Annotated in this window: 11 protein-coding genes; 5 read left to right on the top strand and 6 right to left on the bottom strand. The window is 69.3% G+C overall.

Annotated features, from left to right (window positions below; translation table 11 throughout):
- Positions 1 to 306: 306 nt before the first annotated feature.
- The 6 genes from LOZ83_RS39075 to LOZ83_RS39050 all read right to left on the bottom strand — a co-directional run bounded on the left by LOZ83_RS39075 (position 307) and on the right by LOZ83_RS39050 (position 7,164).
- On the bottom strand, positions 307 to 1,302 hold the full coding sequence (locus LOZ83_RS39075) for a TIGR03842 family LLM class F420-dependent oxidoreductase (RefSeq protein WP_236796971.1): 996 nt from the start codon (positions 1,300 to 1,302) through the stop codon (positions 307 to 309).
- 9 nt (positions 1,303 to 1,311) lie between these two features.
- Positions 1,312 to 2,697, bottom strand: a complete 1,386-nt coding sequence (hydA, locus tag LOZ83_RS39070) for a dihydropyrimidinase (protein ID WP_236796970.1) — start codon at positions 2,695 to 2,697, stop codon at positions 1,312 to 1,314.
- Entirely contained in the window at positions 2,697 to 3,539 is an 843-nt protein-coding gene (locus LOZ83_RS39065; RefSeq protein WP_236796969.1) for a nitrilase-related carbon-nitrogen hydrolase, read from the bottom strand. Before LOZ83_RS39065 ends, hydA begins: the two co-directional genes overlap by 1 nt.
- Positions 3,490 to 5,058: an NCS1 family nucleobase:cation symporter-1 gene (locus LOZ83_RS39060; RefSeq protein ID WP_236796968.1), complete on the bottom strand. Its 1,569-nt coding sequence runs from the start codon at positions 5,056 to 5,058 to the stop codon at positions 3,490 to 3,492. Before LOZ83_RS39060 ends, LOZ83_RS39065 begins: the two co-directional genes overlap by 50 nt.
- Positions 5,059 to 5,160: 102 nt before the next feature.
- Positions 5,161 to 5,523, bottom strand: a complete 363-nt coding sequence (locus LOZ83_RS39055; protein WP_236796967.1) for an SSI family serine proteinase inhibitor — start codon at positions 5,521 to 5,523, stop codon at positions 5,161 to 5,163.
- Positions 5,524 to 5,574: 51 nt separating this feature from the next.
- Entirely contained in the window at positions 5,575 to 7,164 is a 1,590-nt protein-coding gene (locus tag LOZ83_RS39050) for a PucR family transcriptional regulator (RefSeq protein WP_236796966.1), read from the bottom strand.
- Positions 7,165 to 7,248: 84 nt separating this feature from the next.
- Here LOZ83_RS39050 and LOZ83_RS39045 point away from each other — a divergent pair, with 84 nt between their 5' ends.
- The 5 genes from LOZ83_RS39045 (at position 7,249) to LOZ83_RS39025 (ending at position 13,197) form a co-directional block, all read left to right on the top strand.
- A complete protein-coding gene (locus LOZ83_RS39045; protein WP_236796965.1) occupies positions 7,249 to 8,547 on the top strand; it encodes an aspartate aminotransferase family protein in 1,299 nt (432 codons plus the stop codon).
- Positions 8,544 to 10,034, top strand: a complete 1,491-nt coding sequence (locus LOZ83_RS39040; protein ID WP_236796964.1) for a CoA-acylating methylmalonate-semialdehyde dehydrogenase — start codon at positions 8,544 to 8,546, stop codon at positions 10,032 to 10,034. Before LOZ83_RS39045 ends, LOZ83_RS39040 begins: the two co-directional genes overlap by 4 nt.
- Before the next feature lie 194 nt (positions 10,035 to 10,228).
- Positions 10,229 to 11,254, top strand: coding sequence for a heat-inducible transcriptional repressor HrcA (hrcA, locus tag LOZ83_RS39035; protein WP_236796963.1), 1,026 nt, complete (start codon positions 10,229 to 10,231; stop codon positions 11,252 to 11,254).
- Positions 11,255 to 11,278: 24 nt separating this feature from the next.
- On the top strand, positions 11,279 to 12,445 hold the full coding sequence (dnaJ, locus tag LOZ83_RS39030) for a molecular chaperone DnaJ (RefSeq protein WP_236796979.1): 1,167 nt from the start codon (positions 11,279 to 11,281) through the stop codon (positions 12,443 to 12,445).
- Positions 12,445 to 13,197, top strand: a complete 753-nt coding sequence (locus tag LOZ83_RS39025) for a 16S rRNA (uracil(1498)-N(3))-methyltransferase (protein ID WP_236796962.1) — start codon at positions 12,445 to 12,447, stop codon at positions 13,195 to 13,197. Before dnaJ ends, LOZ83_RS39025 begins: the two co-directional genes overlap by 1 nt.
- Positions 13,198 to 13,475 lie beyond the last annotated feature (278 nt).

Below are 13,475 nucleotides of genomic sequence, written 5' to 3'. Positions count from 1 at the left end.
GGACCGCCTTCACCACCTCGGCCTTCAATTCCGGCGAATACCTTCTCTGTCTCCTGGCCATAAAAACTCCTCCGGATCCTCCACCAGCCTACTTGGAAGACATGTCCGGAAACCTCGGAGCACCTCAAAAGAGTACCTTGACAAACCCCGCTTCCCGCAAGGGCGGCTTGGGATCGGGGCGGGGGAGGGTATGGGCGTTGGGCGGTGCTCGCGGATTCCTCCCACCCCGACCACCCACCCAACGCAAGATCCCTTTGGGCCCAGCCATCCCCGGAGCCAGCCCGCCGGCGAGGCATCTTTTAATCTTTAACTCGAGAGCTTCCCAACAATATCCTCATACGCCGCAAGCGTCCGTTCGCGCTCATCGTGCATGAGGTACACCGAGAACTGGTCCACACCCAGCTCCGCGAGTTCCTGCAACCGTTCGACATGCGCGCCTGCTGGTCCGGTCAAGCAGAACCGGTCCACGATCTCGTCCGGGACGAAATCTGTGGACGGGTTGCCCGCCCGGCCATGGTGCGCGTAGTCGTACCCCTGACGTTCCTTGATGTAGTCGGTCAGCTCCTTCGGCACCGGGCCCGAATCACCATACCGCGTAACGAGATCCGCCACATGGTTGCCGACCATGCCGCCGAACCACCGGAGCTGCTCCCGCTGATGTGGCAGGTCATCACCGACATACGCGGGAGCGGCCACACAGATCGTGATGCCCGCCGGGTCCCGGCCTGCGGCCCGGGCCGCCTCGTGCACGGAACCGATGGTCCACCGGGCGATCGCCGGATCCGCGCACTGCAGGATGAAACCATCGGCATGCTCGCCGACCATGCGTAGTGCCTTCGGACCGTAACCGGCCATCCACATTTCGAGCCGTCCATTGCGGACCCACGGGATCCGCACTTCCTTGTCGTGCAGGGTAACCGCGCGCCCCTCGGCCAGCTCCTTGATGACGTGCATCGACTCGCGCAGGGTGGCCAAAGTGGACGGTGGCTTGCCGATCACCCGGTGTGCCGAGTCGCCCCGGCCGATACCGCAGACCGTCCGGTTGCCGAACATGTCGTTCAGTGTTGCGAACAACGACGCCGTCACCGACCAGTCCCGCGTGCCCGGACTGGTGACCATCGGGCCCACGATCATCGACGAAGTGGCCGCGAGGATCTGCGAGTAGATGACGAACGGCTCCTGCCACAATACGCACGAGTCGAACGTCCAGCCGTAACCGAACCCCCGCCCCTCGGCGTCCTTCATCAGCCGTACCACGTCCCGCGCGGGCGGATCGGTCTGCAGCACCACACCGAAATCCATGGTGACCCCTCAGTTCAGGTACTGGCACAGATCGCGCGACAGGAAGTTCCCGTGACCCGCCCCGCCCGCGAAGCCGTCCGGCGACACGACGACCTTTCCCCGTGACAGCACGGTTTCCACCTTGCCCGTGATCTCGAAACCTTCGTACGCGGAGTAGTCCACCGCCATGTGGTGCGTCTCCGCGGAAAGCGTCTGGCGAGCGGCCGGATCGTAGATCACGATGTCCGCGTCCGAGCCCGGCGCGATGACGCCCTTGCGCGGGTACAGCCCGAACATCCGCGCCGGCGTCGTGGAGCACGCCTCGACCCAGCGGCCCAGCGAGATCTCACCCGCGACAACACCTTGGTGCAGCAGGTCCATCCGGTGTTCGACCCCCGGCATCCCGTTGGGGATCTTCGAGAAATCGCCGCGCCCGAGTTCCTTCTGGTCCTTGAAACAGAACGGGCAGTGATCCGTCGAGACCACTGACAGGTCGTTCGTCCGCAAGCCCCGCCACAGGTCGGCTTGGTGCCGCTTCTCCCGCAACGGGGGAGAAGCGACGTACTTCGCACCTTCGAAGCCGGGCCGCGCCAAGTCCTCTATGGACAGATACAGGTACTGCGGGCACGTCTCCGCGAACACGTTCCGCCCGTCGTCGCGTGCCTCCGCCACGGCGGAAAGCGCTTCCGCGGCCGACAGGTGCACGATGTACAGCGGCGCACCGGTCACGCCCGCCAGTGCGATGGCGCGCGAAGTCGCCTCACCCTCCAAAGCGGACGGACGCGTGTACCCGTGCTGTACCGGATCCGTGCGGCCATCGGCCAGCGCCTGCGCCACCAGTTCGTCGATCGCGATGCCGTTCTCCGCGTGCATCATGATCATTGCGCCGGTCTCGGTGGCCTTCCTCATCGCGCGCAGGATCTCGCCGTCCGTCGAGTAGAACACGCCGGGGTAGGCCATGAACATCTTGAAGCTGGACACCCCGGCGCCGACGCAGGTCTCCATCTCCTTGAGCGTGCCGTCGTTGACGTCCGACACGATCATGTGGAACCCGTAGTCGATCGCACAGTTCCCGTCGGCCTTCTCGTGCCACTTGTCCAGAGTGGACAGCAGCGAGGTTCCCTTGGCCTGCACGGCGAAATCGATGATCGTCGTGGTGCCGCCCCACGCGGCGGCCGTGGTCCCGGTCTCGAAGGTGTCCGCCGAAAACGTGCCGCCGAACGGCATCTCCATGTGCGTGTGGGCGTCGATCCCGCCCGGGAGCACGTACTTCCCGGTCGCGTCGAGCACCGTGTCCGCGGTTTCGAACTCGCCTGGCTCGGTGACGGCGGTGACCCGTTCATCGGTGACGAGCACATCCGCCAGGACGCCACCAGTCGTGGACAACACCGTCCCGCCCTTGATGAGAGTGCGCATCACGGCTCCACGATCGATCCGTAGGAGTCCGGGCGGCGATCGCGGTAGAAGGCCCACAGATCGCGCACCTCGGCGAGCTTGTCCAGGTCGAGATCGCGCACGACCACCTCGTCCTTCTCGTCCGACGCCGCGTCCCCGACCAGCTCGCCGCGCGGGTCCACAAAGTACGTCTGGCCGTAGAAGTCGTTGTCGCCCAACGGTTCCACCCCGACCCGGTTGATCGCGCCGACGTAGTACTCGTTCGCCACCGCCGCCGCGGGCTGTTCGAGCCGCCACAGGTACTGCGAGAGGCCCCGGCTCGTCGCCGACGGGTTGAACACGATCTTCGCCCCGGCCAGGCCGAGCGCGCGCCAGCCCTCCGGGAAGTGCCGGTCGTAGCAGATGTACACGCCGATCCGGCCGACCGCGGTGTCGAACACCGGGTAACCCGTGTTCCCTGGCCGGAAGTAGAACTTCTCCCAGAAGCCCTTCACCTGCGGGATATGGTTCTTCCGGTACTTGCCGAGGTACTTGCCGTCGGCGTCGATCACCGCCGCGGTGTTGTAGTAGACCCCGGGCTGCTCCTGTTCGTACATCGGCGCGACGATCACGATCCCGTGCCGCTCGGCGACCTCCTGCAGCAGCTTCGTCGTCGGCCCGTCCGGGATGCCTTCGGTGTAGGAGTAGTAGTCGGCGTCCTGTACCTGACAGAAGTAGGGGCCGTAGAACAGTTCCTGCAGGCACACCACCTGCGCGCCCTGCGAGGCGGCGGTGCCGATCGCCTCGACGGCGCCGGCGATCATCGAGTCCTTGTCACCCGTCCACCGCTGCTGCACCAAGCCGGCCCTGACCAGGTTGCTCACTGACTTCCTCCTTCTCTTCGGCCGCGCGACCCGGCAGGGTCAGCACGAGGTAGACCACGAATCCGCCGGCCAGGCCGGCGACCCAGCTGTAGTCGTAGAGTGGCTTGAGGAACGGGATGAGCCCATCCGCGGGGAACGGTCCTGCCGAACCGGGCGCCGTGTACGCGCCGCCGACCGCGAGCACCGCGCCGACGATCGTCGCGACCAGCGCCTGCCAGCTCCAGCCCGCGCGGAACCAGTACCGGCCGCCTTCGGTGTAGAGCCCGGCGAGGTCGAGGGTGCGGCGCCGCCGCACCCAGTACCCGGCGACCAGCACCCCGGCGACCGCGCCGAGGATCCCGCCGTAGAAACCGAGCCACGCGAAGATGTAGATGCTCGGGTCGGAGTAGAGCCGCCACGGCTGGATCGCCACCCCGATCACGCCGGTGATGAGACCGCCCAGTGCGAACGTGACGCGTTTGGGGAAGGCGTTGGAGAAGTCGTAGGAGGGGCTCACCACGTTCGCCGCGAGGTTCGCCGAGATCGTCGCGAGCACCAGCGCGATCAGCGCGACGACGACCAGCACCGGGCTGGTGAACCGGTCGGCCAGCTGCGCCGGGTCCCAGATCGCCTCGCCGTAGAGCAGTTGCCCGCCCGAGGTGGTCAGGATCGCCACGACCGCGATGAACGTCATCGTCGTCGGCAGCCCGAGCAGCTGCCCGCGCACCTGTTTGGCCTGGCTCCCGCCGAACCGCGTGAAGTCCGGCATGTTGAGCGAAAGCGTCGACCAGAACGCGATCATCGCCATCAGCGACGGGGCGAACACCTTCCAGAAATCGCCGCTCCAGCCCAGTTTCGACGGCTCGGACAGGATCGGGCCCAGCCCGCCCGCCTTGACCAGCACGTAGCCCAGCAGGATCAGGAAGCCCACCGAGACCAGCGGCGCGGTCCAGTTCTCGAACCGCCGCACCGCGTCCATGCCGCGCCAGATGATCAGCAGCTGCACGATCCAGAACACCCCGAACGACAGCCACAACGTCCACGGTTGCCCGCCGACCTCGCTCGCGTGCCGCCAGCCGTTGCCGGCGAGCTTGCCGATGAGGATGTAGATCGCCTCGCCGCCCACCCAGGTCTGGATGCCGAACCAGCCGCACGCGATGAACGCGCGCAGCAGCGCGGCGAAGTTCGCCCCGCGAATTCCGTAGAAGGCCCGCGCGAACACCGGGAACGGGATGCCGTATTTCGTGCCGGCGTGGCTGTTCAGCAGCATCGGGATCAGCACGATCAGGTTGCCCAGGGTGATCGTGATGAGCGCCTGCAGCCAGTTCATGCCGAGCGCGATGAGGGACGCGGCGAGCGCGTACGACGGGATGTTGTGCGCCATCCCCATCCACAGCGCGAAATAGTTGTAGGTGTTCCAGGTTCGCTTTTCCACCGGGACGGGAGCCAGCTCGTCGTTGAAGAACCGGCTGCCCCGAAGCGGTGCCGTGTCGCTGAGATCCACCCGCCCGTCGGGGTGTGTGATCTGCGAGGGTGCCATTGCGGAATGGTGCCCGCCTTCAGCGGCGGTGGGCACTGACAGAGTGTTCACCATTACCCGCGCCCGCGCGCATTCTGTCGATTGCGCCCGGCGCGGGAACGGCTACGAGAAATCGAAAACGCTGGCTGTCTGGGCGTTCGCGACGCAGCGATTCGCGTACTCGTGGTGGAACGCTACCGGGCGCGCGTGCCAGTGCCCGTACGCGGTGGCGGTGACCGGGGCGTAGATCATCGGGCACATGATCTGCTCCGCCGGCAGCCGGCCGAAGTCCCCGTGCACGGACGCGAGTGTCCGGCACGTGCGGGCGGCCTGCGGATGACTACCGCCCGGCGGGTCGCATTCGAGGGTCACCGACGTGGTCGCGCCCGAATCCGCGCGCAGGGTCAGGGTGATCGAGGAAGCCGGGTGGGCGGGCGCGGCGACGGCGAGCATCGTGGCGACGGCCGCGATAGTGGAAAGAGCCATATCGGAGGTATCGGCGTTTTCCCGTGCCGGTACGCCACACGGCCGAGTGATCTACTTCCCTAGATCGTGCGCGAGCAGGGCGACGTAGAGCGACAACACGGATTCCGGATCTTCGAGCGGCACCCCGAGCACCTGCTCGATCCGCGCGAGTTGCTGGTAGTACGCCGTGCGCGAGGTGTGCGCGGCCGCCGCGGCGGCGGACTTGTTGCCGCCCTGTTCGCAGTAGTGCCGCAGCGCTTGCACGAGCCGGGTGCCCGCCGCGGCGTCCCGCGACAGCAGCGGCCCGAGCTCCCGCGCGGCGAACGTCCGCACCCGCTCGTCGCCGGCGAGCAGGTGCAGCAAGCCGCGCAGCCGGACGTCCTCGAGCCGGTGCACCGCGAGGTCCGGACCACCGTGCACGGCGGCCGCCGCGACCTGCGCCGCCTCCAGCAGGCTGCGCCGCGCGTGCGCGGGACTGTCCACGGTCGTGCCCGCCGCGACGACCCGCGGCTGCCGGGCCGCGTCCGCCAGCCGGTCCAGCACCGCGTCGACATTCGCCTGGGGGGACAAGGAAAGCAGCATGCGGACGCTCAGCTCGTCGAGCACTGCGACGAGCGCGGTCACCTTCGCCCTCCGGGCCGCCAGCGACATCGTCTCGGCGAGGTCCCGCAGCACCGCCGTGCCGGAAACGCTCGGCTGCTTCCGCTCGGTCAGCCGCGGCCGGATCGCGACCCCGACCAGCCGCCGCCCGGCCAGCGGCACGCCGAGCGCGGACGCCCGCGCGAGCAGCTCGGCCGAGGGCACCGGCGAGGCCAGCAGCTCGTCCAGCACCGCGCGATGTGCCTGCCGTTCCAGGCTTTCGGCGTCCCTCGCGACCAGCTGGTGCACGGCCAGCGCGGACGCGGCCCGCTCGGCGACCACGATGTGCCGGTGCGGCGGCGGTTCCTCGGACACGATGATCAGCCGGCCCCAGTCGCGGCCGCGGGCGCCCACGACGGCCACCAGCCAGCCCGCGTCGGGGGCGTACGCGGTGCGCTCGCCGACGTGCACCGAGCGGGACCGGGCCGGCCACCCGTCGAACAGCTCGCCGGGATCGGTGCCCGCCGCGTCGTAGGCGAGCACCTCGTGCGACAGGGTTTCCAGCACCACCGGCCGTTCGGTCAGCCGGACGACCTCGCGCAGCACGTCCGCCGGGTCGCCGCCGGACACCGACAGCTCGGTGAACACCTTGTGCACCTGCTCGGCCGCGCGCAGCTCCGCCACCTGCGCGTCCACGATGAGCCCGTTCACCGTCTCGCTCACAGTGACATACCGGGTCTCGCGCGACAGCGTGACGAGCGGGATCCCGTTGCGGTTGGCGGCCGCGACCAGCGCGGCGGGCAGCGCGTCGCTCCAGTGCTGCACCAGCTCGACGACCAGGCCGGCCACCCCGGCCCCGGCGAGCCCGTCGACGTACTTGGTCAGCGTCACCGGGTCGTCGGGCAGCGCTACACCGGTGGTGAGCACCAGCTCACCACCCTTGAGCAGGTGGCCGATATCGACCACCTCCGCCACATGCACCCAGCGCACCCGCGCGTCCAGGCCCTCGGCGCCCGCCACCACCCGGGGGCGGCCATGGCGCACCACCGGCAGTGCGAGCACGTCGGCGACGGTCGGATACATAGGACACAGACTGTACGGGCGGATCGCGTTCTCCGTACACATTGTGGCTGTTCGCCGTGGCGGGCGCTCGGACAGACTCGGGCCATGAGCGAATCGCTGGTCGCCCGCCACCGCGCCGTGCTGCCGAACTGGCTGGCGCTGTACTACAAGGAACCGATCGAGATCGTCCGTGCGAGCGGGCGGCGCGTCACCGACGCCGACGGGAACACCTACCTGGACTTCTTCGCCGGCATCCTGACCAACGCCATCGGCTACGACGTCGCCGAGATCTCCGACGCGATCCGGGCGCAGCTGGACACCGGCGTGCTGCACACCTCGACGCTGTACCTGATCCGCAAGCAGGTGGAGCTCGCCGAGCGGATCGCGGAGCTGTCGGGTATCCCGGACGCGAAGGTGTTCTTCACCAACTCCGGCACCGAGGCCAACGAAACCGCGCTCATGCTCGCCACCCAGTACCGGCGCAGCAACCAGGTGCTGGCGCTGCGCAACTCCTACCACGGCCGCGCGTTCGCCACGGTCGGCATCACCGGTAACCGCGGCTGGTCGGCCAGTTCCCTGTCGCCGGTCAAGGTCAGCTACGTGCACGGCGGCTACCGCTACCGCGACGCGTTCGGCTCGCTGTCAGACGCCGAATACATCAAGGCCTGCACCGACGATCTGCGTGACGTGCTGCAGACGACGACCTCGGGCGACGTCGCCGCGCTGATCGCGGAACCGATCCAGGGCGTGGGCGGGTTCAACGTGCCGCCGGACGGGTTGTTCGCCGCGTTCAAGGAAGTCCTGGACTCCTATGGGATTCTGCTGATCTCCGACGAGGTCCAGACCGGCTGGGGCCGCACCGGTGAGCACTTCTGGGGCATTCAGGCACACGGCGTGACACCGGACGTGATGACGTTCGCCAAGGGCTTGGGCAACGGGCTGGCGATCGGCGGCGTCGTCGCGCGCGGCGATGTGATGGACTCGATCACCGCGAACTCGATCTCGACGTTCGGCGGCAACCCGGTCGCCACCGCGGGCGCGAAGGCCACTTTGGACTATCTGCTCGACAACGACTTGCAGGGCAATGCTTTGAAGCTCGGCAACCACCTCATCGCCCGGCTGCGCGAACTCGGTGACCGCTACGACATCGTGGGGGACGTGCGCGGCAAGGGGCTGATGATCGGGATCGAACTCGTCGAGTCCGGCGGCAGGGAACCCAGTCCGCCCAACGCATCGGCCGTGCTGGAGGAGACGCGCGAACGCGGTCTGCTCGTCGGCAAGGGCGGGCTGCACAACAACGTCATCCGGCTCGCGCCGCCGATGACGCTCACCGGCGAAGAGGCCGACGAGGCGCTGGAGATCCTCGGCGCCTCCATCGCGGCCGTACAGGAGGCTTCCCGATGACCGCACGGATTTCGCACTGGATCGACGGCAAGCACTGGGCTGGGGTCGCGGACCGGACCGGGGAGGTGTTCGATCCCGCCACCGGCGAAGTCCGCGCGCACGTGGACTTCGCCGGTGACGGGCAGGTCGCCGAGGCCGTCGCGGCGGCGGCTCGCGCGTTCCCGCGGTGGCGGGACACTTCGCTCGCCGCGCGCAGCCGGATCCTGTTCGCCTTCCGCGAGTTGCTGACCGCGCGCAAGGACGAGCTGGCCAAGATCGTCACGGCCGAGCACGGCAAGGTCGAGTCGGACGCGGCCGGTGAGATCGCGCGTGCCATCGAGAACGTCGAATACGCCTGTGGCGCACCGCAAATGCTCAAGGGCGGGTTCAGTGAAAACGCTTCCCGGGGCGTCGACGTGTACTCGATCGCGCAGCCACTCGGCGTGGTCGGGGTGATCTCGCCGTTCAACTTCCCGGCGATGGTGCCGTTGTGGTTCGTGCCGAACGCGATCGCCTGCGGCAACACGGTCGTGCTCAAGCCGAGCGAGAAGGACCCGTCGGCGGCGGTGTTCATCGCGGAACTCCTTGCCGAGGCAGGACTTCCGGACGGTGTGGTGAACGTGCTGCACGGCGACAAGGTCGCGGTCGACGGCCTGCTCACGCACCCCGATGTGCAGGCGATCTCGTTCGTCGGCTCCACCCCGATCGCCCGCTACGTCTACGAAACCGGTACCAGCCACGGAAAACGCGTGCAGGCGCTGGGCGGCGCGAAGAACCACATGGTCGTCCTGCCGGACGCCGATCTCGACCTGGCCGCCGACGCGGCGGTGTCCGCGGGCTTCGGCTCGGCGGGGGAGCGGTGCATGGCGGTGTCGGTCGTGGTGGCGGTCGAGCCGGTGGCCGGCGAGCTGATCGCGAAGATCACCGAGCGGATGTCGCGGCTCCGCGTCGGCGACGGGCGGGACCCGGCGTCGGAGATGGGACCGCTGGTCACGGCGGGGCACCGGGACAAGGTTCAGTCCTATGTGGACGCCGGTATCGCCGAGGGCGCGGACCTGGTGGTGGACGGCCGGGACATCGCCGTCGAGGGCGGCGGTTTCTGGCTCGGGCCGACGCTGTTCGACCGGGTCACGCCCGAGATGTCGGTCTACCGCGACGAAATCTTCGGCCCGGTGCTGTCGGTGGTCCGCGCGGACGGCTACGACTCGGCGCTGGAGCTGGTGAACGCCAACGCCTACGGCAACGGCACCGCGATCTTCACCAACGACGGGCGCGCCGCGCGGCGGTTCCAGAACGAGGTCGAGGTCGGCATGATCGGCCTCAACGTGCCCATCCCGGTGCCGGTCAGCTACTACTCGTTCGGCGGCTGGAAGGACTCCCTCTTCGGCGACAGCCACGCCTACGGCCCCGAGGGCTTCCACTTCTTCACCCGCACCAAGGTGGTCACGTCCCGCTGGCCCGACCCCAGCCAGGGTGGGGTGAACCTGGGTTTCCCCCGCAACTCGTGAGCGCCGTGTCGGCCCGCCCGCGCGGGCGGGCCAACTCAGTGACGTGGGGCGCAAACACGGCGACCTGGCGGGCCAACACGGCGACGTGAGGAGCAAACACGGCGGTCTCGCGTGGGTTCTTGGCGACCTGGATACGCTTCGTCGTCAGCTTCCGTAAACTCGACGTCAGGTACGTCGTGTTCGGGAGGTGAAGGGTGGCCAGCTCCGAAGAGCGGCGCTTCGAGGTGCTGCGTGCCATCGTCGCCGACTACGTCTCCAACCAGGAGCCGGTCGGGTCCAAGGCGATCGTGGACCGGCACAACCTGGGCGTGTCCAGCGCCACCGTGCGCAACGACATGGTGGCGCTGGAGGAGGACGGCTACATCACCCAGCCGCACACCAGCGCCGGGCGGATCCCGACCGACAAGGGGTACCGGCTCTTCGTCGACCGGCTCTCCGACATAAAGCCGCTGACCAGCGCCGAACGCCGCGCGATCACCAGTTTCCTCGACGGCGCGCTCGACCTGGACGACGTGCTGCGCCGGTCGGTGCGCCTGCTCGCGCAGCTGACCAGGCAGGTCGCGGTGGTGCAGTACCCGTCGATGTCGACCGCCACGTTGCGCCACCTGGAGGTCGTGCCGATCACCCCGGCCCGGCTGATGCTCGTGGTGATCACCGACTCCGGCCGCGTCGACCAGCGCACCATCGACCTCGGCGACGTGACGACCGAGGAGAGCGTCGCCCGGATCCGGGACGTGCTGAACTCGAAGCTGTCCGGCCGCCGGCTCACCGACGCGGCCGCCCGCGTCGCGGAGCTGCCCGACCAGGCGCCGGGTGAGCTGCGGGACGCGCTCGTGCGGGTCTGTACCGTGCTGGTCGAACACCTCGTCGATCATCCGGAGGAGCGGCTCGTGCTCGGCGGCACGGCGAACCTGACCCGCAACGTCGCGGACTTCCCCGGTTCGCTGCGCCAGGTGCTGGAGGCGCTCGAGGAACAGGTCGTGGTGCTGAAGCTGCTGGCCGCCGCGCGCAACCCCGGTGCCGTCACGGTGCGCATCGGCGAGGAAAATGAAGACGAGCAGATGCGCAGCACTTCCGTGGTGTCGATCGGCTACGGGAAGGACGACATGCTCCTGGGCGGCATGGGCATCGTCGGGCCGACCCGGATGGACTATCCGGGCACGATCGCCGCGGTCCGCGCGGTGGCCAACTACGTGGGGCAGATCCTGGCCGGTGGCTAGGTGTGGCAGGAGGACATGAGCACGGTGGCGAGGGACTACTACGGGATTCTCGGCGTGGCCAAGAACGCGTCAGATCAGGAGATCAAGCGCGCGTACCGGCGGCTGGCCCGGGAGCTGCACCCGGACGTGAACCCGTCCGACGACGCGCAGCACAAGTTCGGCGAGGTCACCACCGCCTACGAGGTCCTCTCCGACCCGCAGAAGCGCAAGATCGTGGATCTCGGCGGTGACCCGCTGGACAACGGCGCCGGCGCGCGCGGCGGGGGCGACCCGTTCCAGGGGTTCGGTGGCCTCGGCGACATCATGGACGCGTTCTTCGGCGCCGCGACGGGTGGTGGCGGCCGGGGCGGCGGGCCACGCAGCCGCGTGCAGCCCGGCTCGGACGCGCTGATCCGGATCAGCCTGACCCTGGAGGAGTGCGCGACCGGGGTCGACAAGGAGATCACGGTCGACACCGCGATCCTGTGCGACCAATGCCGCGGCAACGGCACCGCCCCCGGCGGCACCGTCAAGACCTGTGACACGTGCAACGGCCAGGGCGAGATCCAGTCGGTGCAGCGGTCGTTCCTCGGCCAGGTGGTCACGGCCCGGCCGTGCCCGGTGTGCCACGGCTACGGCGAGGTCATCACCGACCCGTGCCGCCAGTGCGGTGGCGACGGCCGGGTGCGGGCGCGCCGCACGGTGACCGCGAAGGTGCCGGCGGGGGTCGGCGACGGGATGCGGATCCGGCTGTCCGGCCAGGGCGAGGTCGGCCCCGGCGGCGGCCCGGCGGGTGACCTGTACGTCGAGGTCGACGAGGAGCCGCACGACGTGTTCCTCCGCGAGGGCCACGACCTGCACTGCAACCTGCGCGTCCCGATGACCACCGCGGCGCTGGGCGCACAGGTGCAGCTGGAGACGCTGGTCGACGGCGAGTTCGACCTCGACCTCGACCCGGGCACGCAGCCCGGCGCGGAGCTGGTGCTGACCGGCAAGGGCATGCCGCGGCTGCGCTCGTCCGGGCGCGTCGACGGGCGCGGTGACCTACACGTCCACATCGACGTCATGGTGCCCACCCGGCTCGACGAGAGCCAGCGCGAGTTGCTGCGCGAGCTGGCCCAGCAGCGGGGCGAAGACGTGCCCACACTGGCCAGCAACGGCCGCTCCGGCGGGCTGTTCTCGAAGCTGCGCGGCGCCAAGAGCCACCGGTAATGCCGGGCACCACGTCGCCGGTGTTCCTCGTCGCGGCGTTGCCGCCGGGCACGCGTGCCGTGCTCGACGGCGAGGAGGCCCGGCACGCGGTGACCGTGCGGCGGATGCGGGCGGGGGAGCGGCTGGTGCTGACCGACGGCGCGGGCACCGCGGCCGAGTGCGTGATCGAGGCCGTCCGGCCCGGCCGGGACGCCGCGCTGGACCTGGCGATCGAGCGGCGGTGGACCGAACCCGCGCCGCGGCTGCGGGTGACCGTCGTACAGGCGCTGGTGAAGGGCGACCGGGGCGAGCTGGCGGTGGAGCTCGCGACCGAGGCCGGAGCCGACGCCGTACTCCCGTGGCGCGCGGAACGCAGTGTGGCCCGCTGGGAAGACGGCGCCCGCGGCGCGAAAGCGCTTGCCCGCTGGCAGAGCACGGCGCGCGCGGCGGCCAAACAGGCGCGGCGCGTGTGGGTGCCACCGGTCGAGGAGCCCGTCGACACCACCGGGCTCGCCGCGGTCGCCAAGGCCGCGTCGTTGGCGCTGGTCCTCGAAGGCAGCGCTGACGAACGACTCACCCGTGTTGATCTCCCCCGCGAGGGGGACATCTTGCTCATCGTCGGGCCGGAAGGCGGGATCAGCGACGCGGAACTGCGGACATTGCGGTCCGCAGATGCGGTCCCGGTGCGGCTCGGCCCCAGCGTATTGCGTACGTCCACGGCCGCTGCCGTCGCACTTGGCGTACTCGGCGCACGCACCGACCGGTGGGGCTAGCCCCGGCCGAAAACCGGAAAAATCAAGATGCAATATGGCGCTAAGGTCCGCCGAGCCATTACGCTGACCATCAACACCTGGGGCCGGCGGTCCCAGGTACCCGAAACCCGCCGGACACCTCCCCCCTCGGTCCGGCGGAGCCGCGGCGGCGGTGGAGCGACCCCCAGGTTCCACCGCCCCGCGGCGCCCTCCACCTACTCACTCGCCTGCGGCTCGTTTCGCCGGGGCGCGGGGCGGTCCTTGCCCTGGGGGTCGAACCCCCAGACCCCCGCCAGGAG

It is taken from the genome of Amycolatopsis sp. GM8, assembly GCF_021653975.1.
In the GTDB taxonomy this organism is placed as follows: Bacteria; Actinomycetota; Actinomycetes; order Mycobacteriales; family Pseudonocardiaceae; genus Amycolatopsis_E.
This window is presented reverse-complemented; position numbering and strand designations above follow the sequence as displayed.

Bases quoted from the DNA above. Each gene is read 5' to 3' on its own strand.
- LOZ83_RS39075 (WP_236796971.1), bottom strand. From the start codon at position 1,302: ATGGATTTCGGTGTGGTGCTGCAGACCGATCCGCCCGCGCGGGACGTG.
- hydA (WP_236796970.1), bottom strand. From the start codon at position 2,697: ATGCGCACTCTCATCAAGGGCGGGACGGTGTTGTCCACGACTGGTGGC.
- LOZ83_RS39060 (WP_236796968.1), bottom strand. From the start codon at position 5,058: ATGGCACCCTCGCAGATCACACACCCCGACGGGCGGGTGGATCTCAGC.
- LOZ83_RS39055 (WP_236796967.1), bottom strand. From the start codon at position 5,523: ATGGCTCTTTCCACTATCGCGGCCGTCGCCACGATGCTCGCCGTCGCC.
- LOZ83_RS39050 (WP_236796966.1), bottom strand. From the start codon at position 7,164: ATGTATCCGACCGTCGCCGACGTGCTCGCACTGCCGGTGGTGCGCCAT.
- LOZ83_RS39045 (WP_236796965.1), top strand. From the start codon at position 7,249: ATGAGCGAATCGCTGGTCGCCCGCCACCGCGCCGTGCTGCCGAACTGG.
- LOZ83_RS39040 (WP_236796964.1), top strand. From the start codon at position 8,544: ATGACCGCACGGATTTCGCACTGGATCGACGGCAAGCACTGGGCTGGG.
- LOZ83_RS39025 (WP_236796962.1), top strand. From the start codon at position 12,445: ATGCCGGGCACCACGTCGCCGGTGTTCCTCGTCGCGGCGTTGCCGCCG.